This window comes from Mesorhizobium sp. RCAM 05104, assembly GCF_059683645.1.
Genome location: NZ_CM185033.1, coordinates 6,204,642 through 6,226,054 on the forward strand (window position 1 = coordinate 6,204,642; position 21,413 = coordinate 6,226,054).

A 21,413-nucleotide genomic window follows, 5' to 3' on the forward strand; every position below is an offset into this window, starting at 1 on the left:
ACATCCAACGGAGGTTCTAAAATGCGAATGCATTCCTTTTCGCCGATCGTTTCGGCACTTGCCGTCTCTGCTTCCATCTTCCTTGCCTCGCCGGCCCTGGCCGACATGGAAAAGTTCAAGGCGACGCTCGATGGCGCCCAGCAAAATCCGCCCGTCACCACGAAAGGCAAGGGAACTGCCACTTTCACGTTCGACACGGCCAAGAAGAAGCTCAGCTGGAACGTCAAATATTCCGGCCTAAGCGGGCCGGCGGTGGCTGGGCACATTCACGGCCCGGCGGCGGTGGGTGAGAACGCCGGACCGGTGATCCCGTTCAAGAAGCTCAAGAGCCCGATCAAGGGTTCGGCTGTCTTGACCGATGCCCAGGCGGCTGACCTGGAGGCCGGCAAATATTACGTCAACGTCCACACCGCCGCCAACAAGGACGGCGAGATCCGCGGCCAGATCGAAAAGGCGATGTAGGGAAGCCACAACGCAAGGGGCGGGCAACCGCCCCTTTTTTACGCTTTGTCGCGAATTTGCGTCATCGTCCGGGTTGGCGTGATCGCCTCCGGGTCGAGCCTGATCTCGACGATTGCAGGCTTGCCGCTGGCGCGGGAACGCTCGAAGGCCGGGGCGAAGTCCGCCGTCTTCTCGACCGTTTCGCCATGACCGCCATAGGCGCGGGCTAGGGCAGCGAAGTCGGGATTCTTGAGATCGGTGGCGACGACGCGGCCGGGATACTCGCGCTCCTGGTGCATGCGGATGGTGCCGTAGATGCCGTTGTTGACGACCACGACGATGATCGGCAGGTCATACTGCACAGCGGTGGCGAATTCCTGCCCGTTCATCAGGAAGCACCCGTCGCCGGCGAAGGCGACCACGGTGCGGTCCGGAAACAGCCCTTTCGCGGCGACCGCGGCAGGGGTGCCATAGCCCATCGAGCCCGAGGTCGGCGCGCCCTGGGTGGCGAAGCGGCGGAAGCGATGGAAACGATGGACCCAGGTGGCGTAGTTGCCAGCGCCGTTGGTGAGGATGGCGTCGTCGGGCAGCATCTTTTCCAGATAGTTCATGATCGGCCCCATCTGGACCGAGCCGGGGCCGCTTTCCGGCGGTGTCGACCAGTCGAGATAGGCGGCATGCAGCTTTGGCGTCTCGCCTGCCCAGACGGGTGCCGAGGCCGGCTTGCGCTTGGCGAAGGCTTCGACGAAGGCGGCGGGCGAGGCGTTGATCGCCAGTGTCGGCCGATAGACGCGGCCGAGCTCTCCGGCGTCGGCATGGATATGGACCAGCGTCTGATCGGGGTAGGGGCTTTTCAGGAGCGTGTAGTCGGAGGACGGCATCTCGCCCATGCGGCCGCCGACGAGCAGCAGGAGATCGGCCTGCTTGATCGCCGTCGCCAGTTTCGGATTGATGCCGATGCCGACATCGCCGGCATAGTTCGGATGCAGATGGTCGAACAGCATCTGGCGGCGGAAGGAACAGCCGACCGGCAGGGACCACGCCTCGGCGATCGTTCGTATCCGCGCCACGGCCTCAGCGTCCCAGCGCGTGCCGCCAAGGATGACGAAAGGCCGCTTGGCCTTGCCGAGCAGCTTTTCCAGCGCATCGAGTTCGGCTTCGCCCGGCCGTGTTTCGACCGGCGTGTGCGGCAAGGCAGCGGGCGCATCGACGACACTGGTCAGCATGTCTTCAGGCAGCGAGATGACCACGGGACCGGGACGGCCCGATGTCGCCACCGCGAAGGCGCGGGTAACGAATTCAGGGATGCGCGAGGCATCGTCGATCTCGACCACCCATTTGGCGATGGCGCCGAAGAAGCGCTTGTAATCCACCTCCTGGAAGGCTTCGCGCTCCTTGGCGTGGCTGGCGACCTGGCCGATGAACAGGATAAGGGGGATCGAATCCTGCATGGCGATGTGGATGCCGGCCGAGGCGTTGGTGGCGCCGGGGCCGCGGGTGACAAAGCAGATGCCGGGCTTGCCGGTCAGGCGGCCATGACAGTCGGCCATCATCGCCGCACCGCCTTCCTGGCGGCAGACGATGGTGCGGATCGGCGAGTCGTGCAGGGCGTCGAGCACCGCGAGGTAGGATTCTCCGGGCACGCAATAGATACGGTCGCTGCCATTGGCTTCGAGTGCGTCGACGATCAGCTGTCCGCCGGTCTTCATTTCTTGGACCTCTCCAGTTCGGCAAGGATTTCTTCGGTGTGTTCGCCCAGGCGCGGCGAGGGGCGCTCATAGACCAGCGGCGTGCCCGACATGACCATCGGCGCGCGCACCGAAGGCAGGAGATTGCCGTGGCCGTCGTCGAGATCGAGCCGCATGCCGCGAGCGATCGTCTGCGGGTCGGCGAACATCTGGCCGATCGTGTTGATCGGGCTCGCCGGCACGCCTGCCGCTTCCAGTCTTGCCAGCAGCGGGTCACGATCAAAAGTCTTCAGCGCCTCGATCACGTGTTCGCGCAGCTTTACCCGGTTGGCGACCCGTGCCGGATTGGTGGCGAAATCGGGATTGGTCGGCAAATCGTCCAACCCGACGGCAGCGCAGAATTTGGCGAACTGGCCGTCATTGCCGACCGCCAGGATGATGTGGCCGTCCCTGACCGGCACCACCTCGTAAGGCGCGATGTTCATGTGCGCGTTGCCCATCTGGACCGGCGACTTGCCGGAGACGAGATAATTGAGGTTCTGGTTGCCGAGCGCCGAGATCTGGGTGTCGAAGAGCGCCATGTCGATGTGCTGACCCTCGCCGGTCTGTTCGGCATGACGCAATGCGGCCTGGATGGCGATGACGGAGTAAAGACCGGTGAAGATGTCCGATATGGCGACGCCGGCTTTTTGCGGCTCGCGGCCGACCTCACCGGTGATCGACATCATGCCGGCCATGGCCTGGATGATGAAGTCGTAGCCGGCGCGCGGCGCATAGGGCCCATCCTGGCCGAAGCCGGTGATCGAGCAATAGACGAGGCGCGGGTTGATCCTACGCAAGCTGTCGTAGTCGAGCCCGTATTTCTTCAGGCCACCGAGCTTGAAGTTCTCGATCAGCACATCCGACGTGGCGACCAGCCGGCGCACCGTCTCGGCGCCCTCAGGCGTCGAGAAATCGATGGCGATAGAGCGCTTGCCGCGATTGCAGGAATGGTAATAGGCGGCCGACAGGTTCTCGCCGTCCTTGCTGATGACGAAGGGTGGACCCCATTTGCGGGTGTCGTCGCCACCATCGGGACTTTCGACCTTGATGACGTCGGCGCCCAGATCGGCAAGCAATTGCCCGGCCCACGGCCCGGCAAGGATGCGGGCGAGTTCGACGACGCGGACGCCTTTCAGCGGGGGTTCGGCCATAAATCACCGTGGTTGCCGCAATCACCGTGATTGCTGCGAAAGCAGAGCCTCTATCAAGCTGGGCAGTGGCTGTCACGGCCCTTGCGATGGGCCAACGGTCCGGTTCGAAAAAGAGACGCGCCGCGTGACCGGGTCACGATTTCAGCACGCCGTCGGCCCAGGCGGCGAAATCGGCCATGATGATGTCGCGATTCACCTCGTTCAGGCTTTCGTGGCGAGTGTCGGCGTAAACCTTTGAAACGAGATTCGAAAAGCCCATCGCGCGCATGCGTTTCGCGAGGTGGTCGACAGCCTTGCCGTAGTCCGAGGCGGGGTCCTTCTCGCCGCCGACGATGCTGACAGGCAGGTTGCGTCGCATCCCTGCAAAGCCGGCATCCTTGCCGCCGTTCAGCGCCATGCCGACGACGTCGCGCCACATCGATACCGAGGCGTCCCAGCCGCACAGCGGGTCGGCGATGTATTTCGCCACCTCGGCCTCGTCGCGCGACAGCCAGTCGAGCAATGTGCGGTGGTTGGGCACCGCCTTGCCCCAGGCCTGAAAGGTCAGCCTGGGCAAGATGCGCGACGGGACGTCGGAGCCGAGCCGGAACCGCTCCCAGGCGAGGATGCCGAGCGCCACCTGTCCGAGCAGGCCGGCCGAGAAATTGCCGTTCCAGATGGCGGCAGCGTGAACGCGAGCGGAGTGGCGCAACAGGAAGTTCAGCGCCACGGACGCACCCATCGAATGGCCGAAAAGGATGACCGGCAGGTTTGGCTGTTCGCTGGCGATCAGATCGTGAATGGCATTGATATCGGCAATCACCTTGGCAGGGCCGTCCTTGTCGGCGAACCTGCCGAGCGGTGCGTCGGGAGCCTTTGTAGCGCCATGGCCACGGTGGTCGTGTGCATAGACATGGAAGCCGCGCTCCCCAAGGAAATCGGCAAAGCGGGCGTAGCGCGCGGCATGTTCGGCCAGTCCGTGATTGATCTGGACGACAGCGCGTGGCCGGCCATCGGCCTGCCTGATGAAAAGATTGAGGTCGGCACCGGTCGGCGAGCGAACCATGCGCTGCTGGCTGAATGACATGCCGCTCGGTCTCCAGGTTCCGCCGACCTTCGCGGCGCAGGCATTGTTTGCGCCGGCGCCGGTTTTGCGTCAATCCGCCACGGCTGCTTTTGCGCGACGATGTTTCTTGCGCTTGACCGGCGAAATATCGCAATTCTGACACGGAGACAGCGGCAGTCTGTCGCCCACTTTCTTCAGCCGGGGATTCCATATGCGCATTGGTTTTGTTTTCGGATTGGCCATGCTGGCGGCGTCGCTGGCCAGTGCTGCGCGTGCCGACGTCAAGCTGAGCGGCACCTTCGTTGCCGACGCTGCCTGTCCGGCAACGCAGGCCATCAAGAACGGCAAGAATCCAGGCAATGTCTCGACCGATGCCGGGCAGGGCTACCAGCTGCTTGCCGGCAACAAGGATGCGCCGACGCACTATCTCATCCTGGTGCCGGGCGCCAATCCCGAGCGCCGCTGGGTGAAGGTCAGTTGCGGCCATGTGTCCGGCAGCAGCGCAGCGACAGTGCCGGCCGCGCCCGGCGGGCAGGGCAAGCCGGCGACATCCGCCTCGGGGAAACCCGACTATGTCTTCGCCCTGAGCTGGCAACCGGCCTTTTGCGAGACCAAATCGAGCAAGACAGAATGCAGGGCGCAGAGCGCGAACGATTTCGACGCGACGCATTTCACCTTGCACGGCCTGTGGCCGCAACCGAGCGGCAATTTCTATTGCCAGGTGACGGCAGGCGACAAGGCCAACGACAATCCTGCCCACTGGAAGGATCTGCCGCCGGTCAATCTGGATGCCAACACTCGCTCGGAACTCGACCGGGTGATGCCGGGTACGGCTTCCCAGCTCGAGCGGCATGAATGGATCAAGCACGGCACCTGCTACGGCAAGAGCCAGCAGGAATACTTCTCCGACGCGCTCAACCTGATGCGTGCGGTGAACAGCTCGCCGGTGCGTGACCTCTTTGCCAAGAACATTGGCGGCAAGCTGACGGCGGACCAGATCCGCGGTGCCTTTGACACTGCCTTCGGCGCTGGAGCGGGCGACCGCGTGCGCGTGTCCTGCGTCATCGATCCGTCGAGCGGCCGGCGGCTGATCGGCGAACTGACGCTGGGCCTTGCCGGCCCGATCGGTCCCAACAGTTCGCTCAAGGATCTTTTGCTGGCCTCGGTGCCGACCAACAAGGCCGGTTGCCCGACAGGCACCGTCGACGCGATCGGGTTCCAGTAAGTACGGGGCGCGGACCCCAGTAAGCCGGCAGGGACTGTCGTCTCGCCCGCGAGGTGGTGCTATGCTGCCTCGCGCATCATTCGGCGGGACAGGCATTCGGCGGCAGAAGAAGCCGCAGCAAGAATACAATTACAGTTGCGCGGGCTTCGTCCATGCAACGGCGGTATCGGCCTCATGGCCAACGGGTTCGCCGACGACGCGATCGCGTCCGGTCGACTTGGCCCTGTAGAGGCGCTGGTCGGCAAGCGCGAAGATATCGGCAAGGCTGCGGGTCGTTTCGCTGACGCTGGAAACGCCGGCACTGACCGTCAGCTCGAAGCGGCTGGTGGTGGCTGACGTCTTGACCGCGTTGCGGATGCTTTCGCCGAACAGCCTGGCGACCGGGTGCGGGCGCGAGCTGAGGATGGCGAATTCCTCGCCGCCGATCCGGAACACCTGGTCTTCGGCACCAGCCATTTCGCCAAGCAATGCCGCAACGGCTTTCAGCACCTTGTCGCCTTCGGCATGGCCGAAACGGTCGTTGATCGACTTGAAGTGGTCGACGTCGATGATCAGCAGGCTGAGTGGCCTGGCCGTGCGCAGGCTGGCCTGAACCGCGGCTTCACCGTCGCTGTCGAAGCGCCCCCGGTGCAGCAGGCCGGTGAGGCCGTCACGGCCAACATGTTCGACCAGGGCTTCATAGCGCTCGCGATAGGTCAGCGTGTCGAAGATGTCGGTCAGCCCACGCGGCACCGAAATCTCCCGGGCTTCGAACCATCTGAGATAGGCCACGAGCATGCCGCTGAAGGCCAGCGCCGCCGCCATCTTGGCAAACCAGCCACCGAAAAAGACCGCGATCGGCGCGCCAGCAACGAAATGCAGCGCGGTGAAGAACCCGGCCTGGTCGAAGGTGAGCACGCAGGCGACCGAAATCAGGATGCGCGCGAACTGTGCCCTGCGCAGGGTGCGCCCAAGCTTTTCATAGAGCAGGATGATCAGGATGGCGTCGACGAAGAGCAACGTCGTGCCCCACACCATCAGCCAGCCCATCTCATCGATGAAGCCGATGTCGGGGAGCCTGCCATCGGGAAGCGCGGCGATGGCGTGCAGGCGCAGGAGCAGCACCAGCGCAACCATCAGCGTATTGCCGAGCAGCAGCCCATAGATCGGCTGACGGACGGTGGCGGCGTCTTCCTTCATGTAGAGCAGCAAGAGCATCACCAGCTTGCCGGAAAACAGTACCGCCGAGCCCGGTGAGACCATGCCGAACGGCAGGTCGACATAGAAGACGCTGGCGAGATAGGTCTCGAGGAAGTGCATGACGCCGAGCGCGCAGACGAACACGCCGAGGCCGATACGCTTTCTGAAGCGGAAGAGCGTCACCATGACGCTGAAGTAGACGACCGCCTCGGCAAGGAGCAGGAAACTGTTCAGCAATGCCGTCGATCCGATCTCTCTCTCGAAATCGCGGCCAGCCAGCGATTCCACCCCATCCCTGTTTTGACGCGGAAGGGTTAACCGGAGCTTTCAGCGGGTTCGGTGGCCGGTGGAAAACCGCCCGGTTCGGCGGACACTTCCTCGTGTGACCGGACCGAAGCGGCGAAAGCGATTGCCGTTCGCCGCTGCATCGCCTACATAGCGGCCAACCTCCATTCAATTTGACAATCCAGTCAGTTTTTCAGGGAAAGCGCGCGTGGCACGCCAGTTCATCTATCACATGGCCGGCCTCAACAAGGCCTATGGCACCAAGAAGGTGCTCGAGAACATCCATCTGTCCTTCTATCCAGATGCCAAGATCGGCATTCTCGGCCCCAACGGTTCGGGCAAGTCGACGATCCTCAAGATCATGGCCGGGCTCGACAAGGAGTGGAGCGGCGAGGCCTGGCTGGCTGAAGGCGCCACCGTCGGCTACCTGGCGCAGGAGCCGGCGCTCGACGCGAACAAGACGGTGTTCGAGAACATCATGGAAGGCGTCGCCGCCAAGACCGCCATCATCGAACGCTACAACGAATTGATGATGAACTATTCCGACGAGACGGCCGACGAGTCGGCCAAGCTCCAGGACGAGATGGACCGGCTGAACCTGTGGGATCTCGAACAGCAGGTCGAGATGGCGATGGAAGCACTGGGCTGCCCGCCCAAGGATGCCGACGTCACCAAGCTGTCGGGCGGTGAGCGCCGCCGCGTCGCGCTCTGCCAGCTTCTGCTGCGCCAGCCCGATCTTCTGCTGCTCGACGAACCGACCAACCATCTCGACGCCGAGACGACCGCGTGGCTGGAAAAGCATCTGCGCGCCTATCCGGGTGCTGTCATGATCATCACCCACGATCGCTACTTCCTCGACAATGTCACCGGCTGGATCCTCGAGCTCGACCGTGGCCGCGGCATTCCCTACGAGGGCAACTACACCAAGTACCTCGAAGCCAAGGCCAAGCGCCTCAAGCAGGAAGGCCGCGAGGACGACGCCCGCCAGCGCGCGATCGGCCGCGAGCGCGAGTGGATCCAGTCCAGCCCCAAGGCCCGCCAGACCAAGTCCAAGGCGCGTATCCAGGCATTCCAGGATCTGCTGGATGCCGCCGACAAGCGGCGTCCGAGCGATACACAGATCGTCATTCCGCATGGCGAACGGCTTGGCAATGTGGTGATCGAAGCGGAAGGCCTGTCGAAGGGCTTTGGCGACACCTTGCTGATCGACAATCTGTCGTTCAAGCTGCCGCCGGGCGGCATCGTTGGCGTCATCGGCCCGAACGGCGCCGGCAAGACGACGCTTTTCCGCATGATCACCGGCCAGGAAAAGCCGGACGCCGGCACGATCCGCATCGGCGAAACGGTCAAGCTCGGCTATGTCGACCAGAGCCGCGACCAGCTCGATCCTTCGAAGACCGTGTGGGAAGAGATTTCCGGTGGTGCTGAAGTGGTCAAGCTCGGCAAGTTCGAGGCCAACACACGCGCCTATTGCGCGTCGTTCAACTTCCGTGGTGGCGACCAGCAGCAGAAGGTCGGCAACCTGTCCGGCGGCCAGCGCAACCGCGTGCATCTGGCCAAGATGCTGAAGACCGGCGGCAATGTGCTGCTGCTCGACGAACCGACCAACGATCTCGACACCGAAACGCTGGCCGCCCTTGAAGACGCGCTGGAAAACTTCGGTGGCTGCGCCGTCATCATCTCGCACGATCGCATGTTCCTCGACCGTCTGGCGACGCACATCCTCGCCTTCGAGGGCGACAGCCATGTCGAATGGTTCGAGGGCAATTTCGAGGACTACGAGCAGGACAAGATCCGCCGGCTCGGGCCCGATGCCGTCAATCCACACCGCATGACCTACAAGAGGCTGACGCGGTAGGGGATCACTCTGAAGCGGTAAGGGCATTGGGGCGGCGAATTCTCAAGGTGATATGAGGAGTTCAAATGGCTGATTGGTCCGCCGCCCAATATCTGAAATTCGAGGACGAGCGCACGCGGCCTGCGCGTGATCTCGTCGCGCAAGTGCCGGTGGACTTCCCGCGCCGGGTCGTCGACATCGGCTGCGGGCCAGGCAACTCGACGGAACTTCTGGTCGAGCGCTGGCCGGATGCCGAGGTGAGCGGCTTCGACACCTCTCCCGACATGATCGAAAAGGCGAGGGCGCGGCTGCCTGAAGTCAGCTTTGACCTCGCCGATGCGTCCAAATGGCAGCCGGCGGAGCCGGTCAACGTGATCTTCGCCAATGCGGTCTTCCAGTGGCTGCCCGAGCACCCGGCGGTGTTCCAGCGGCTGATGGGCTTTCTGGCGCAAGGCGGCGCGCTCGCCATCCAGATGCCCGACAATATGGGCGAGGACTCCCATCGCCTGATGCGGGAGACCGCCGCCGAAATGCCGTTTGCCGCAAAGATCAAGGGTGCGGCGCGCGCGCCGTTGCCGCCGGTGTCGTTCTATTATGACCTCCTGTCGCCGCTCAGCGATCGGCTGGACATATGGCACACGATCTACAATCATCCTCTGGCCGACGCCGAAGCGATCGTCGAATGGGTGAAATCGACCGGCCTGAAGCCTTTCCTCGATCCGCTGGAAGCCGGCGAGCGCAAGATGTTCCTCGACAGCTACACGGCCAAGATCGCCAAGGCCTATCCGAGGACGGTGAACGGCAAGGTGCTGTTGCGCTTCCCTCGTATTTTCATCGTCGCCAAGCGGGCCGGCTAGGAAAGAATTATCTACATCGCCAGCAGCCAATCGCGGCTGCTTGACCCCGTTTCGCCACCGTGCGCATTTCATTGCCGCGGGAATTCCGTCAAGCTCGCGTGGCAGGGGGTGGATGATGACACTGGGAAAATTGCTCTTCGCCGGCAGCGTGTGCGTGGCGACATTTCTGGCCTTGTCGGGCTCGGCCGAGGCCAAGCGGGCGCGCTGCTTCACCAGCGATGACGGTTATTTTCCGTGCAGCTATCGCGCGATCGACGGTGCCGGCAGCTTCCGCATCTCGGCGCCGGGCTATCCGACCTATGTGCTGGAGGTCGACGGCCCAGGCTTCGCCTATGGCTATGTCAATCTCGGCCGCCGCAACGTGCCGCTGCCGGGACAGTTCGTGCGCAGCCGCGACGATGGCGCCTGCTGGAACAATCCGCAGACCAACACCAAGGTCTGCGCCTGGTGAAGTCACGTTTAAGTTGGCGTAAACCGCCTCAGTGAGAAAAGTGTTGCGCCGGAGCGTTACGGCGCCCACATGAAGCCGCAACGCTGCGGATGGGACAGACTGGACATGCATCGCGTCATCATCGGCGGCATCGGCGTTGAAATTCCTGAACCCTCGATCACCAATGAAGAACTGGTCGCCAGCTTCAATGCCTGGGTCGACATGGAGAATGCGCGCCGCCAGGGCACCGACGAGCCGCCGCTGCAGAAATCGGACAGCGACTTCATCGTCCACGCTTCGGGCGTGCGCACCCGCCATGTGATCGAGCGCGAAGGCATTCTCGATCCGACCCGCATGACGCCGCGCATTCCAGCGCGCCCAGACGATGCGCTGTCGCTCGAAGCCGAGTTCGGCATCGCCTCGGCCAGGAAAGCGCTCGACCATGCTGGGCTGCGGCCTTCCGATATCGACCTGATCATCTGCTCGGCCTCGCATCACCAGCGACCCTATCCGGCGATCGCCATCGAAATGCAGGAGGCGCTGGGCACAAAGGGCGCCGGCTTCGACATGGGGCTTGGTTGTTCGTCGGCGGCGGCAGCCCTTCACATGGCGGTCAACCTAGTGCGCTCGGGCGCGCACAAGCGCATTCTGGTGACGACACCGGAAATCATCACCGGTCATCTCAATTTCCGCGACCGGCAGACGCATTTCATCTTCGGTGATGCCTCGGTGTCGATGGTGGTCGAGGGGCTCGCCCTGGGCGAGAGGCGACCGGGACGCTTCGAGGTGCTCGACACGCGGATCTGGACGCAGATGTCGAACAACATCCGCACCAATCTTGGCTACTACACCCGTACCGCCCAGGATGATCCCTATATGATCAATCTGGAAGGCAATCTGATCAAGCAGGTCGGCAACAAGGTGTTCAAGGAGGTCACCGTCGCCGGGCACAAATTCATTGTCGAGTTCCTCGCCGAGCACGGGCTGACGCCGCAGGCTGTCAGGCGCTTCTGGTTGCATCAGGCCAATGCCCGCATGAATGCCATGATCCTGAAGCTGTCGTTCGGCCATGAGGTCGACCATGACCGCGCGCCGATGGTGTTGGAAAAACTTGGCAACACGGCAGGCGCCGGCGCCATCGTCGCGCTGTCGCAGAACCATGCCGACATGAAGCCAGGTGACCACGGCCTGATCTGCGCCTTTGGCGCGGGATACTCGATAGGTGGCGCGCTTCTCAGAATGCTCTAACGTGTGCTGATATTCAGCCGGCCTGCGGAAGGCGGCGTCCCGCACTTCCTTACCAAGGCACGCTTCGTTCGGAGTCTTGAAATCCGCCCAGTCTGGCCGATTCGCGCCTGCCTTCCACTCCCCTCAGCCTGACCTCAATCTCGACTGCTCCCGGCGTTCGGGAGGGGTCTCACTTTGAAATCAACGCGATCTCACTTCAAAAAAGGAGAGTTTTCCAATGGCTGATGCCCGATGCAGTTGCGGGGCTCTCACCTTAACGCTTCCAGGAGCGTCGAAACTGGTTGTCGCCTGTCATTGCCTTGACTGCCAGCGCAGAACCGGCGCGCCATTTGGCGTCGGCGCTTTTTATCCGGTCGACGCCGTCGTCATTTCCGGAACTGCCAAAGAGTTCACCAGGGATGCGGCAAGCGGCGGGAAGGTCCACAGCTACTTTTGTCCAAACTGCGGCTCAACGATCTATTGGAAGGCCGACAGGTTGCCGTCGCTGATCGGCGTTGCGGTCGGCGCGCTGGCGGACCCAAAACACCCACCCCCCATCAGGTCGGTTTTTGAGCAGTCGAAACATGACTGGGTTCAAATTGACGGTGCCGTCGAACATTTCCAGCAAGGCAGCGTGGCAAAGAATTCAAACTGAGCTGGCGTTCAACATATCTTGTCGCTTCAGACTGGCGCGAACGGCACCAGCATCGGCACGCGCCTGGCGTAGTCGTCATAGGCGCTGCCCAGTTCGCCGCGCAGGAAGCGCTCTTCCAGTTTTGCCTTCATGACGATGCCGATGGTCAGCAGAATGGCGCCGGCAACACCCCAGACAGTGCCTTTCGCCGCCATGGTGGCGAAGATCGCCAGCAGCAGTCCGGTGTAGATCGGATGGCGGACGAGACGGTACGGGCCGGTGTCGACCACATGGTGCTCGGCCTTGGCGGTGACCGTGCCTGACCACAATCGACCGAGATGCACGCGCGCCCACCAGCAGAAGGCGAGGCCGACGGCAATCAACGCGGCGCAGATCCAGGCCTCGGCAAGATTGGGAAACCACAGGCGAAGCCGCCCGACATAGCCGTGCGCCGGAATGAAGAGCAGGATGGTGCCAAGCATCAGGACCGCCCGGTAAGGCGCCTCGGCCTGAAAGCCGGCGCGCTTCTCGACCCGGTCGGCCCAGAAGGCGGCGGCGGCCCATGTCGCGGCCCAGAACAGCCAAAGCAGTGTAATTGCCGTCCCCGGACGCATGATGAGATCCCTCCTATCTGGGCGGTATCATCAAACCGGCATGGCGCGGCGGCAATGCGGCGCGGTACCGAAACAGGTCGGTTTCAGGTAAGAAGGTCGTGATCGAATCCCTATGCGTTCGCGGGGCCGGAGCATTCGCCCGCCTATCCCCAGATAAGGATCACCGGGGAGGCCAGGAACAGAATGCCGGCAAGGATCCACCGGCTACGGCCGTAAGATTGCACCTCCGAAAGCGGCAGCCACCAGCGTACCAGCGCATAGCCGACGGCGATGGCTATGCTGTAGATCAACGCCCACAGGAATATGTGCCACCCCCCACCAAAAAGGCCGATGGCTAAGCCGAAGCCCGTCAAGGCGCCAAGAACGCCATAGCCAACGTCGAACATCAGCGTCGTGGTCATGGAGAGCGGTCGCCAGATTACAGGAAATGCAATCGCGACGGCGGCGGTCAGAAGCCAGATGCTGATGATCGCCTGAAGCGTGGCGGAACTCGCGATCGAGGCGGCAACACCGGTAAGGTGATCGGGTGTGGAAAGGCGCACAATCTGCGCAATCCGATCAATGAGCGCGGCCCAAATCCATAGCAGGAACGCGCAAGCAGCAAAGATCAAGAAGTTTCCGGCTGATCGTTTTATGATTTCACTTTGTTCCATTGCCGCCTCCTGCTGTTCTGAAAGCTAGCATCGAAACCGACGCACTGGAACTTCGATGGCTGGAAGCCCTCCTGATGGAAGAGCCTGGCAGCATCAGCCGCCAGAACAGCTGAACATCCATTGCACGCCAAATGGGTCCACGATCATGCCGAAGCTGGTTCCCCAGTATTGCGGCGCCAACGGCACGGTGATCCGGCCACCCGCCGCCATACGATCGAAGAGAGCCCGCACGGCGGCGAGGTCGTCGAAGTCCAGCATCAATGCCGAGCCTTTCATAGGCTCCGCGTCATCATTGTCGGAAGCATGAAACAGCACCCCTGGACCTTCGAACCGGGCATGCAACACCTTTCCACGCATGGCTTCCGTGCGCACCGGCATGTTGTTGTCGCCCCAGCGCAGCAGGATTGTTCCCCGGCCAAGGCCGCACTGTTCATAGAAGGCCAGCGCCAGCTCGCAATTGGTGGTGAAGAACAGCGAAGGGGAGAGCCGCATGGGTTCGCTTCCGCTCATCGCCAGATCAGTGCGCGGCTGCGGTGGCGGCAGCGACAAGCGCGTCCCCGGTATATTGCCTGTTGCCGATACCCCAGCCGCCATCGGGCGCGTTGACGATGTTGATCCAGGTGTTTTCAGGCCGGTGGCCGGGCACACAGAGCTCTTCGACAATGCCGCAGGCAGCGGTGATGAAGTCCTTGCGGGCTTCGATCGAGCCAAGGCCGATGTTGGGCAATTTCAGTTCCACCATGACGACCGGCCGATTGGCGCCGCCGGCATAGATGTGGTGAGGCGGCAGGACGTGGACCGTGCCGCCGACGATCGCGGTGAAGAACGAATTGCCGGTGGCGCCGGAGGCTTCGATGAGGGCGGCGCTAAGACGCGGCAGGATTTCGCGCTCTCCCGCCGGGGTCAGTACGCCTTCCGGCGCGGTCACGGTGATTGGCATTTGGCTCTCCTTGCCTTTGGTTGCATGGCCTTGCTGGCAGGATTTCATTCTGCTTGCCATGTTTCGTATCAATTGTTACGTTATGGGGGCAAGGCGAGTCAATAGGTTTCGTATCGATCACTATGGATAAATTGGAAAAACCTAGGGGTGGCCGGCCGCGCGCATTCGACCCCGATCGGGCGCTGGATGCGGCGATGCATCTGTTCTGGGAGCATGGCTATGAGGCAACGTCGCTGGCTATGCTGCGCGAGGCGATGGGGCTGACGCCGCCGCAGATCTACAACGCCTTCACCGACAAGGAGACTTTGTTTCGCAAGGCGCTGACGCGCTATCACCAGACCGAGATAGGGTTTGCGCTCGAGGCATTGAGCGCGCCGGTGCCGACGCGGGAGGCGATCCGGCGGTTGCTGCTGGGCGCGGCAGAGGCCTATTCCCGGCCCGGCAAGCCCGGCGGATGTCTGTTCGTCAGCGGTGCGCTGGCGACCTCGCCGCAGGCACAAGCGATTGCGGATGAGCTCAAGACCTATCGCAAGGCGAGTGAGGCAGCGATCGCGGACCGGCTGGCCAAGGGCAAGGCAGTGGGCGACCTGCCGGAAAACCTCTCGGTCGAGGGCTTCGCCAAATACCTGGCAGGTGTCATGAACGGGATGTCGATCCAGGCGCGGGACGGCGCTTCGGTCGAGGAGTTGCGCGTTTTGGCCCAAACCGCCCTTGCGGCCTTGCCGGCAGAAGGGCAAAACCAAGCGGCGTCATCCAAGGAATGAAGCCATGCTGGATCTCTTCCCCGAGGCTGAAAAGCCGGTCGAAATCATCCCGGCGCGAAAGCTTGCCGCCAAGGCGGCAGCGCTTTACCTCGCGCCATCGGATCATTTCGAGACACGCCCAGTGGAGGAGTTGCGCCTGGGCTTCGACGGCATATCAGGCGATTTCCATGCCGGATCGACGCGGCGTTCGGGCGGCCGCGAGCCATGGTATCCGCGCGGCACCGAGATGCGCAACGAACGGCAATTGTCTATCGTGGCGGCGGATGAACTGGCCGTCGTCGCCGAACGGATGGGGCTCGCCGAAATCAAGCCGGAGTGGATCGGCGCCAATCTGGTGATCGAAGGCGTGCCGCATTTGTCCATGCTGCCGGCCGGCACGCTGCTGTTCTTCAAGGGCGGCGCGACCATCAAGGTCGACGCGCAGAACGGACCTTGCCGCATCTCCGGCCGATCGATCGCCGAAAACGCCGGCATGGCCGACGTTGAGGCCGGCGCGCTGTTGTTCCCCAAGGCCGCCAAGCGGCTTCGCGGCCTCGTTGCCTGGGTCGAGAAGCCGGGAACGATCAGGGCAGGCGAAGAAATCTCGGTGCGCGTGCCGGAGCAGTGGATCTATCCGGCTTAGCAGGGCAGGGCTACGCCACCGGAGGCGGCGTAGCGGGATTTTGCATCGTCTAGGCTGCCTTGCGGTTCTTCTTCGCGCCTTGCGCCATGACGGAAACGTGGTCCCACTTTTCCCAGGTGGCGAGACGGTTGGCGTATTCCTGTTTGATCATCGGCAGGCCGCCATCGCCGAAGAACACGCGCGGCGGCGGCTCGGCGGCGTCAACGATGGCCAGCATCGCCGGGCCGGTGGCCTCGGGATCGCCGGCGACCGAATTGGCGCGGCGCTCGGCCATCTTTGCGCGCGCGGGAGCGTAGGCTTCGATCGGTTGGGAGACCTTGGCCGAGGGGCCGGCCCAGTCAGTGGAGAAGCCGCCGGGCTCGACCAGCGTCACATGGATGCCGAATTCCGCGACCTCGATGCTCAACGACTGGCTGAAGGCTTCCAGCGCCCATTTAGAGGCGTGGTAGAGGCCGAGCGAGGCAAAGGCATTGACGCCGCCGATCGACGAGATCTGGATGATGTGGCCGGAACGCTGCGCCCGCATGATCGGCAGCGCGGCCTGGGTCACCCACAGGGCGCCGAACACATTGGTTTCGATCTGGTCGCGGGCTTCCTGTTCGCTGACTTCCTCGATGGCGCCGAAATGGCCATAGCCGGTATTGTTGATGACGACGTCGAGCCGGCCAAAGCGCTTGTGCGCCTCCGCTATCGCGGCATCGACGGCTTGCTTGTCGGTGACGTCGAGCTTTATGGCGGCAATGTTGTCGCCGTATTTCTCGACGAGATCGGCGAGCGTGCCGGCATCGCGAGCGGTCGCGGCGACGCGGTCGCCTCGCGCCAGTGCGGCCTCGGCCCAGACGCGGCCAAAACCCTTGGACGATCCGGTGATGAACCAAACCTTGCTTGTCATGATGGGAATCCTTGCCCCTGCGGGCGCGATTTTTCTGATGAAAGCGGAGGCTTCTCCGCTTCCGCGCATATACTGCGGATCCCGGGATTTTCCAGAGGTGAGGGAAATTTTTTGGGCAGCCGCCCCGTTTGATCAGGGATAGCGCACCGGGCTCGACCATGCCGGATCGTCATGCTTCTCCCAGTAGCGCGCCATCAGCCGGCTGGTGATCGCGCCGACCTTGCCGTCCGCCACCGGGGCGCCGTCGATCCGCGTCACCGGCATGATGCCACCGGCGGTCGAGGTGATGAAGACTTCGTCGGCCGCCTTGAGGGAGGCGACGCCGACATCGGCGGCCGTAGCGACAAGTCCGGCCTCGGCGCAGAGATCGAATACGGTGCGGCGGGTGATGCCGGGCAGCACGCCGACGGCCGGCGTCGACAGTTTGCCGTCCTTGACGCAGAAGACGTTGAAGCCCGGGCCCTCGGCGACATTGCCGTTGAAATCGAGGATGAGCGCGGTCTCGGCACCACGGTCATAGGCATCATAGAGGCCGCGTACCAGGTCGAGCCAGTGGTAGTTCTTGATCGCCGGGTCGATCGAGGCTGGCGGAATGCGCACCTTGTCGCTGACCGCGACATGCAGGCCGCGCCGCAATTGCTCGGCATTGGCGACCGAGCCGAACGGCACGGCGAAGGCCATGAAGCGGTTGACCGCCTGGCGCGGGTCACGGCTGAAGGTCGGTGAGGCGCCGCGCGTGCACAGCATTTCGACATAGGCTTCGCGATGACCCGACAGCGCGACGCAATTGTGCAGGATTTCAGCCACGCCTTCGCGGTCGAAGGGGATCGTCATCCGCAGCTTTTCCAGCCCGCCGAAGAAGCGCTCGAGATGCAGGTCGAGGCGGAAGAAGCGGCCGTTCCAGACATGCACCGTGTCGTATGTGGCGTCGGAATGCAGAAAACCCCAGTCCAGCACTGAAATCCTGGCTTGCGACATCGGCAGGTACTGGCCGTCCAGGAAGGCGATGCCCTGGGGATAGGAATGCGGGTCGACGTGGCGGTCGCTGACCGCGGGCAGTGGCTTCGCGTCCTGTATTGCCGTCGTCTGGCTCATCGGGGCCTCCTCTCGCGCAAGGCGGAATCCGCAGGCTATCGGCCCCAGGCACAAGCGATAGAGCCACCCACCCGGCGCTGTTCGTCCTCCCTGGCGAACCGGCTGATACATTGGACTGAAATTGCCATACAATTGTGGGGCTCTGAACGGGAGGGGACATGGGCAGGCTTGGGACCGTCATCGCAGGCATGTTGATTTTCGCCGCCGCGGGCGAAGCCAGTGCGCAGTGCGCGAAAGAAGGCGAGGAACTGTGCCAAGGCGGCCAGACCTATCGCTGCGAGAAGACGGGCAGCGAATTGACGCCGATCTTCCAGAACGTTCCTTGCGGGGTGCCGACGCTGACCGGAACCTGGGTCGGCAACGGCCACCAGAGTCCGGCCGGCGACGCCGGCGCCGACTGGTCGATCGCCATGACGATCAATGAGGGCGGCGCATCGATCGATTATCCATCGCTCGGCTGCGGCGGATCGCTGTCGCAGACGTCCAGGGACGACACCTCGGCGCAATACCATGAGAGCATCACTTACGGCCAGGACAGGTGCATCGATGGCGGCGACATCACCGTCAGGTTTTTCAAGGGGAACCTGTCCTGGACGTGGGTCGGCCAGGCGGACGGCCAGCCCTACAATGCGGTCGCCGTCCTGACGCGGCAATAAGCGGACTTACTGTCTTATTCATCCTCGTCATCGGCGTCGAGCAGCCGTGTCGCGCGCCAGCGGGTGAGCACGGTGTTGGTCTGCTCGATGACGAAGAACCGCGCCGAGTCGCGGTCGTAGCCCTCGCTCAGCAGCTTCTCGTAATCGGTGTGCATGTGACGGATGTGGGCAATGGTCGCGAGCCACACGGCGATGGTCGGCGGCAAGGTCTTCATGTGAACCGCGCCGGCGTCGGTACGGATCTTCTCCATGTCGGAATAGGGTGCCAGCGGCAGAAGCGCGGTCAGCGCCTTGGCGATTGCGCGACGGCGGCCGGTCGGCGCTTTCATCGCTCGTCGCGCCCTTCCATGGTCGCCTCTGATATGGCGTCGGTCGAAGCGAAATAGGGCTTGATATCGATGACCGGCGTACCGTCGAGCACGTCGATGGCGTCAAGGTCGATGCGCCCGGTGGCGATGTTGAGTCCGACGAGCCTGGCCACATGCAGGCCGACCGGGTTCGGCCGGGCAGGGGAGCGCAGGCCGAATACGCCTTTCGCTTCAGCCGCATGGCGGGGTTTCTGCACAATCAGATTCCGCGGCGCGTGGTGCAGCCAGGACAGGATGATGACGTGGCTGGCGCGCTCCAGGCCCCGCAGGCCTTCACGGTAAGGCGCGTCGATGGTCAGCGTCGCCGGCTGCCCGGTCTCGCGCGCGGTGCGCATGTTCTTCGGGCAGATGTCCCGCGTCTTCCATGGCGAGGCGATGCGGCCGATGAAGACGATCCCGCCATCCGGCGGCATCGTTGCCGGGTCGGTTTCCAGTCTCTGCTCGCCTTCGCGTGCCTCGAACATCTCACGCGGTGCGGTCATTCTGCCCATCTTCCTGTTGGTGCATGTCCTTGTCCCAAGATCGCTACACCGTTTTGGAAGGCATGGAGCGGGAAATCACGCATGCGGCATTTTCTTGTCCGGAAACGACATAGCGCTTGCAAGGTTTTGAAAATCGACATAAACATATGTTTATATCTTTTTCAAAGAGAATACGCTGATGCATGTTTCGCTCGACACCATGGTGGACACACTGAAGGCGGCGGCCGAATCCAGCCGGCTGCGCATATTGGCCCTGTTGTCGCGCGGTGACCTCACCGTTTCCGATCTTACCGAAATTCTCGGCCAGTCGCAGCCGCGCGTTTCGCGGCATCTGAAGCTGTTGCTGGAGGCTGGGCTGATCGGCCGCTACCAGGAAGGGTCGTGGGCGTTCTTCCGCCTGTCGGACACCGATTCCGCGCGCGACTTCGTGATGGGGCTGGTTTCCGGCATTCGCGGTGCCGACCCGCAGGTCGAGCGCGACCTCGAGCGGCTGGCCTCGGTCAAGCGCAAGCGTCAGGACCGCGCCACCGAATATTTTTCGGTGAACGCGGCGAGCTGGGACCATATCCGCTCGCTGCATGTGCCGGACCGCGCCGTCGAAGCCGCGATGCTGAAGCTGGTCGGCAAGCGGCCGTTCCAGTCGATGCTCGACCTCGGCACCGGCACCGGGCGGCTGCTGGAGATATTCTCGCCGCTCTACCGGCGCGGTGTCGGCATCGACATGTCGCGCGAGATGCTGACCGTGGCGCGCGCCAATCTCGACAAGGCAGGCATTTCGAATGCGCAGGTGCGGCAGGGCGACATCTTCGCGCCGCCGGTCGAGCGCGATGCCTTCGATCTCGTCACCATCCACCAGGTGCTGCACTATCTCGACGACCCCGCCCGCGCCATCCACGAGGCGGCGCGGCTTTTGCGCCCGGCCGGGCGGCTGGTCATCGTCGATTTCGCGCCGCATGCGCTGGAGTTCCTGCGTGACGAACACGCGCATATGCGGCTTGGCTTTTCGGACCGGCAGATCAAGGAGTGGTTTTCCGAAGCCGGCCTCGATCTCGAGGATGCCCAAGAGTTCGAGCCGCGCGGCGGCAATGAGGCCAAGCTCACCGTCAAGCTGTGGCTTGGCCGCGACCGGCGCCTGCTGATCGCCGATCCTTCCAATGAAAGCCGCCAGGCCAAAGTTAGCTCGATAGGGGAAATCGCCTGATGAACCAGTTCCGTTTTTCCCGCCGCCCGGACATTGGCGACAAGGTCAGCGTTTCCTTTGAATTCTTCCCTCCGAAGACCGACGAGATGGAAACGAGGCTGTGGGATACGGTCACCCGGCTGGAGCCGCTGAAGCCGAAATTCGTCTCGGTGACCTATGGCGCCGGCGGCTCGACCCGTGAGCGCACCGCACGCACCATCGGCCGTATCCTGAGAGAGACCAGCCTGACGCCGGCGGCGCATATGACCTGCGTGGACGCCGCCCGCCATGAGGTCGACGCGGTGATCCAGGAATTCGCCGACATGGGCGTGAAGCGCTTCGTCGCCTTGCGGGGCGATCCGGCCGCCGGCGTCGGAACCGCCTATCGTCCGCATCCCGACGGCTACGCCAACGGCGCCGAACTGGTGGGGGCGCTGAAGGATGCCGGCGATTTCGACATCTCGGTTTCAGCCTATCCGGAGAAGCACCCGGAAAGCCCTGACTTTGCCACCGACATCGACATGCTGAAGCGCAAGGTCGACAATGGCGCGACGCGGGCAATCACCCAGTTCTTCTTCGACAATGATCTCTACGAGCGCTATGTCGAGCGCGCCCGCCGCGCCGGTATATACATCCCGATCGTGCCCGGCATCCTGCCGGTGCACAATTTCACCCAGGTCGCCAATTTCTCGGCGCGCTGCGGTGCGCTGGTGCCGGCTTGGCTGGCCGAGCGCTTCGACGGTTTGCAGAACGATCCGCAAACGCATGCGCTGGTGGCTTCGGCGGTGGCGGCCGAACAGGTGCTGGACCTGGTCGAGCGCGGGGTGGGCGACTTCCACTTCTACACCATGAACCGGGCTGACCTTGTCTTCGCGATCTGCCACATGATCGGCATCCGCTCGCATGAAGTGGAGGCAGCCGGGTCGGCCGCGGCATGAACCGGCTGAAAAAGCGAAAGGCCGGGTAAAACCCGGCCTTTCGAATCGGTTGGACTATTGGGTGCTGGTCTTCCCGTCTTGGCGGGTCAGGGAAGAAAGCCCATAATAAGGGCTCCGATGAAGGCGAACGCAGCACAGATCATCAATGCGTTGATTGGCCTCGTAAGT

General features: G+C 63.1%; 24 protein-coding genes. 12 read left to right on the plus strand and 12 right to left on the minus strand.

Features of this window, described 5'->3' with window-relative positions; genetic code table 11:
* Positions 1-21 precede the first annotated feature (21 nt).
* Positions 22-462 carry a CHRD domain-containing protein gene (locus AC56QP_RS30380; RefSeq protein ID WP_489862129.1) on the plus strand — a complete coding sequence of 147 codons (441 nt, stop codon included), beginning with the start codon at positions 22-24 and terminating at the stop codon, positions 460-462.
* 38 nt (positions 463-500) lie between these two features.
* Here AC56QP_RS30380 and AC56QP_RS30385 read toward each other — a convergent pair whose 3' ends face one another.
* From AC56QP_RS30385 to AC56QP_RS30395, 3 genes are all read right to left on the minus strand, one after another.
* Positions 501-2,150 carry a thiamine pyrophosphate-binding protein gene (locus tag AC56QP_RS30385; protein ID WP_489862128.1) on the minus strand — a complete coding sequence of 550 codons (1,650 nt, stop codon included), beginning with the start codon at positions 2,148-2,150 and terminating at the stop codon, positions 501-503.
* A complete protein-coding gene (locus AC56QP_RS30390; protein WP_489862127.1) occupies positions 2,147-3,322 on the minus strand; it encodes a CaiB/BaiF CoA transferase family protein in 1,176 nt (391 codons plus the stop codon). The genes AC56QP_RS30385 and AC56QP_RS30390 overlap by 4 nt, the downstream gene beginning before the upstream one ends.
* Positions 3,323-3,455: 133 nt before the next feature.
* A complete protein-coding gene (locus AC56QP_RS30395) occupies positions 3,456-4,388 on the minus strand; it encodes an alpha/beta fold hydrolase (protein WP_489862126.1) in 933 nt (310 codons plus the stop codon).
* Between the two features lie 190 nt (positions 4,389-4,578).
* Between AC56QP_RS30395 and AC56QP_RS30400 the strand changes: the two genes are divergently transcribed.
* Positions 4,579-5,592 carry a ribonuclease T2 family protein gene (locus tag AC56QP_RS30400; protein WP_489862125.1) on the plus strand — a complete coding sequence of 338 codons (1,014 nt, stop codon included), beginning with the start codon at positions 4,579-4,581 and terminating at the stop codon, positions 5,590-5,592.
* 129 nt (positions 5,593-5,721) lie between these two features.
* Here the strand turns inward: AC56QP_RS30400 and AC56QP_RS30405 are convergent, their stop codons facing one another.
* The gene (locus AC56QP_RS30405) at positions 5,722-7,008 is read right to left on the minus strand and encodes a GGDEF domain-containing protein (protein WP_489863481.1); all 1,287 of its coding nucleotides are present in this window, start codon (positions 7,006-7,008) and stop codon (positions 5,722-5,724) included.
* Between the two features lie 256 nt (positions 7,009-7,264).
* Here AC56QP_RS30405 and ettA point away from each other — a divergent pair, with 256 nt between their 5' ends.
* The 5 genes from ettA (at position 7,265) to AC56QP_RS30430 (ending at position 12,062) form a co-directional block, all read left to right on the plus strand.
* Positions 7,265-8,914 (plus strand): energy-dependent translational throttle protein EttA, encoded by a 1,650-nt coding sequence (gene ettA / locus AC56QP_RS30410; protein ID WP_489862124.1) that lies wholly within the window; start codon positions 7,265-7,267, stop codon positions 8,912-8,914.
* Positions 8,915-8,979: 65 nt separating this feature from the next.
* On the plus strand, positions 8,980-9,750 hold the full coding sequence (gene tam, locus AC56QP_RS30415; protein ID WP_489862123.1) for a trans-aconitate 2-methyltransferase: 771 nt from the start codon (positions 8,980-8,982) through the stop codon (positions 9,748-9,750).
* Between the two features lie 115 nt (positions 9,751-9,865).
* Positions 9,866-10,201 (plus strand): hypothetical protein, encoded by a 336-nt coding sequence (locus tag AC56QP_RS30420; RefSeq protein ID WP_489862122.1) that lies wholly within the window; start codon positions 9,866-9,868, stop codon positions 10,199-10,201.
* A gap of 105 nt (positions 10,202-10,306) precedes the next feature.
* Entirely contained in the window at positions 10,307-11,428 is a 1,122-nt protein-coding gene (locus tag AC56QP_RS30425; protein WP_489862121.1) for a beta-ketoacyl-ACP synthase III, read from the plus strand.
* A gap of 217 nt (positions 11,429-11,645) precedes the next feature.
* Positions 11,646-12,062 carry a GFA family protein gene (locus AC56QP_RS30430; protein ID WP_489862120.1) on the plus strand — a complete coding sequence of 139 codons (417 nt, stop codon included), beginning with the start codon at positions 11,646-11,648 and terminating at the stop codon, positions 12,060-12,062.
* A gap of 26 nt (positions 12,063-12,088) precedes the next feature.
* Here AC56QP_RS30430 and AC56QP_RS30435 read toward each other — a convergent pair whose 3' ends face one another.
* The 4 genes from AC56QP_RS30435 to AC56QP_RS30450 all read right to left on the minus strand — a co-directional run bounded on the left by AC56QP_RS30435 (position 12,089) and on the right by AC56QP_RS30450 (position 14,248).
* Positions 12,089-12,655 (minus strand): methyltransferase family protein, encoded by a 567-nt coding sequence (locus AC56QP_RS30435; protein WP_489862119.1) that lies wholly within the window; start codon positions 12,653-12,655, stop codon positions 12,089-12,091.
* 143 nt (positions 12,656-12,798) lie between these two features.
* A complete protein-coding gene (locus AC56QP_RS30440) occupies positions 12,799-13,308 on the minus strand; it encodes a hypothetical protein (protein ID WP_489862118.1) in 510 nt (169 codons plus the stop codon).
* 93 nt (positions 13,309-13,401) lie between these two features.
* Positions 13,402-13,800 (minus strand): VOC family protein, encoded by a 399-nt coding sequence (locus AC56QP_RS30445; RefSeq protein WP_489863480.1) that lies wholly within the window; start codon positions 13,798-13,800, stop codon positions 13,402-13,404.
* Positions 13,801-13,825: 25 nt separating this feature from the next.
* Entirely contained in the window at positions 13,826-14,248 is a 423-nt protein-coding gene (locus AC56QP_RS30450; protein WP_091580250.1) for a tautomerase family protein, read from the minus strand.
* Between the two features lie 239 nt (positions 14,249-14,487).
* Between AC56QP_RS30450 and AC56QP_RS30455 the strand changes: the two genes are divergently transcribed.
* Complete coding sequence (locus AC56QP_RS30455) at positions 14,488-15,012, plus strand: TetR/AcrR family transcriptional regulator (protein ID WP_497103811.1); 525 nt, start codon at positions 14,488-14,490, stop codon at positions 15,010-15,012.
* A 4-nt stretch (positions 15,013-15,016) separates the two neighbouring features.
* A complete protein-coding gene (locus AC56QP_RS30460; protein ID WP_489862116.1) occupies positions 15,017-15,634 on the plus strand; it encodes an MOSC domain-containing protein in 618 nt (205 codons plus the stop codon).
* Positions 15,635-15,683: 49 nt separating this feature from the next.
* Here AC56QP_RS30460 and AC56QP_RS30465 read toward each other — a convergent pair whose 3' ends face one another.
* Positions 15,684-16,526 carry an SDR family oxidoreductase gene (locus AC56QP_RS30465; protein WP_489862115.1) on the minus strand — a complete coding sequence of 281 codons (843 nt, stop codon included), beginning with the start codon at positions 16,524-16,526 and terminating at the stop codon, positions 15,684-15,686.
* Between the two features lie 132 nt (positions 16,527-16,658).
* Positions 16,659-17,621 (minus strand): D-amino acid aminotransferase, encoded by a 963-nt coding sequence (locus tag AC56QP_RS30470; protein ID WP_489862114.1) that lies wholly within the window; start codon positions 17,619-17,621, stop codon positions 16,659-16,661.
* Positions 17,622-17,779: 158 nt separating this feature from the next.
* On the opposite strand from AC56QP_RS30470, the gene AC56QP_RS30475 reads away from it, so the two are divergent.
* Positions 17,780-18,277 (plus strand): hypothetical protein, encoded by a 498-nt coding sequence (locus AC56QP_RS30475; protein WP_489862113.1) that lies wholly within the window; start codon positions 17,780-17,782, stop codon positions 18,275-18,277.
* 14 nt (positions 18,278-18,291) lie between these two features.
* On the opposite strand, the gene AC56QP_RS30480 is transcribed toward AC56QP_RS30475, so the two are convergent.
* Both AC56QP_RS30480 and tsaA read right to left on the minus strand, forming a co-directional pair.
* The gene (locus AC56QP_RS30480) at positions 18,292-18,606 is read right to left on the minus strand and encodes a DUF2293 domain-containing protein (RefSeq protein ID WP_489862112.1); all 315 of its coding nucleotides are present in this window, start codon (positions 18,604-18,606) and stop codon (positions 18,292-18,294) included.
* Entirely contained in the window at positions 18,603-19,127 is a 525-nt protein-coding gene (gene tsaA, locus AC56QP_RS30485) for a tRNA (N6-threonylcarbamoyladenosine(37)-N6)-methyltransferase TrmO (protein WP_489862111.1), read from the minus strand. Before tsaA ends, AC56QP_RS30480 begins: the two co-directional genes overlap by 4 nt.
* Positions 19,128-19,305: 178 nt before the next feature.
* Here tsaA and AC56QP_RS30490 point away from each other — a divergent pair, with 178 nt between their 5' ends.
* Both AC56QP_RS30490 and metF read left to right on the plus strand, forming a co-directional pair.
* On the plus strand, positions 19,306-20,328 hold the full coding sequence (locus AC56QP_RS30490) for an ArsR/SmtB family transcription factor (protein WP_489862110.1): 1,023 nt from the start codon (positions 19,306-19,308) through the stop codon (positions 20,326-20,328).
* On the plus strand, positions 20,328-21,245 hold the full coding sequence (gene metF / locus AC56QP_RS30495) for a methylenetetrahydrofolate reductase [NAD(P)H] (RefSeq protein WP_489862109.1): 918 nt from the start codon (positions 20,328-20,330) through the stop codon (positions 21,243-21,245). Before AC56QP_RS30490 ends, metF begins: the two co-directional genes overlap by 1 nt.
* Positions 21,246-21,413 lie beyond the last annotated feature (168 nt).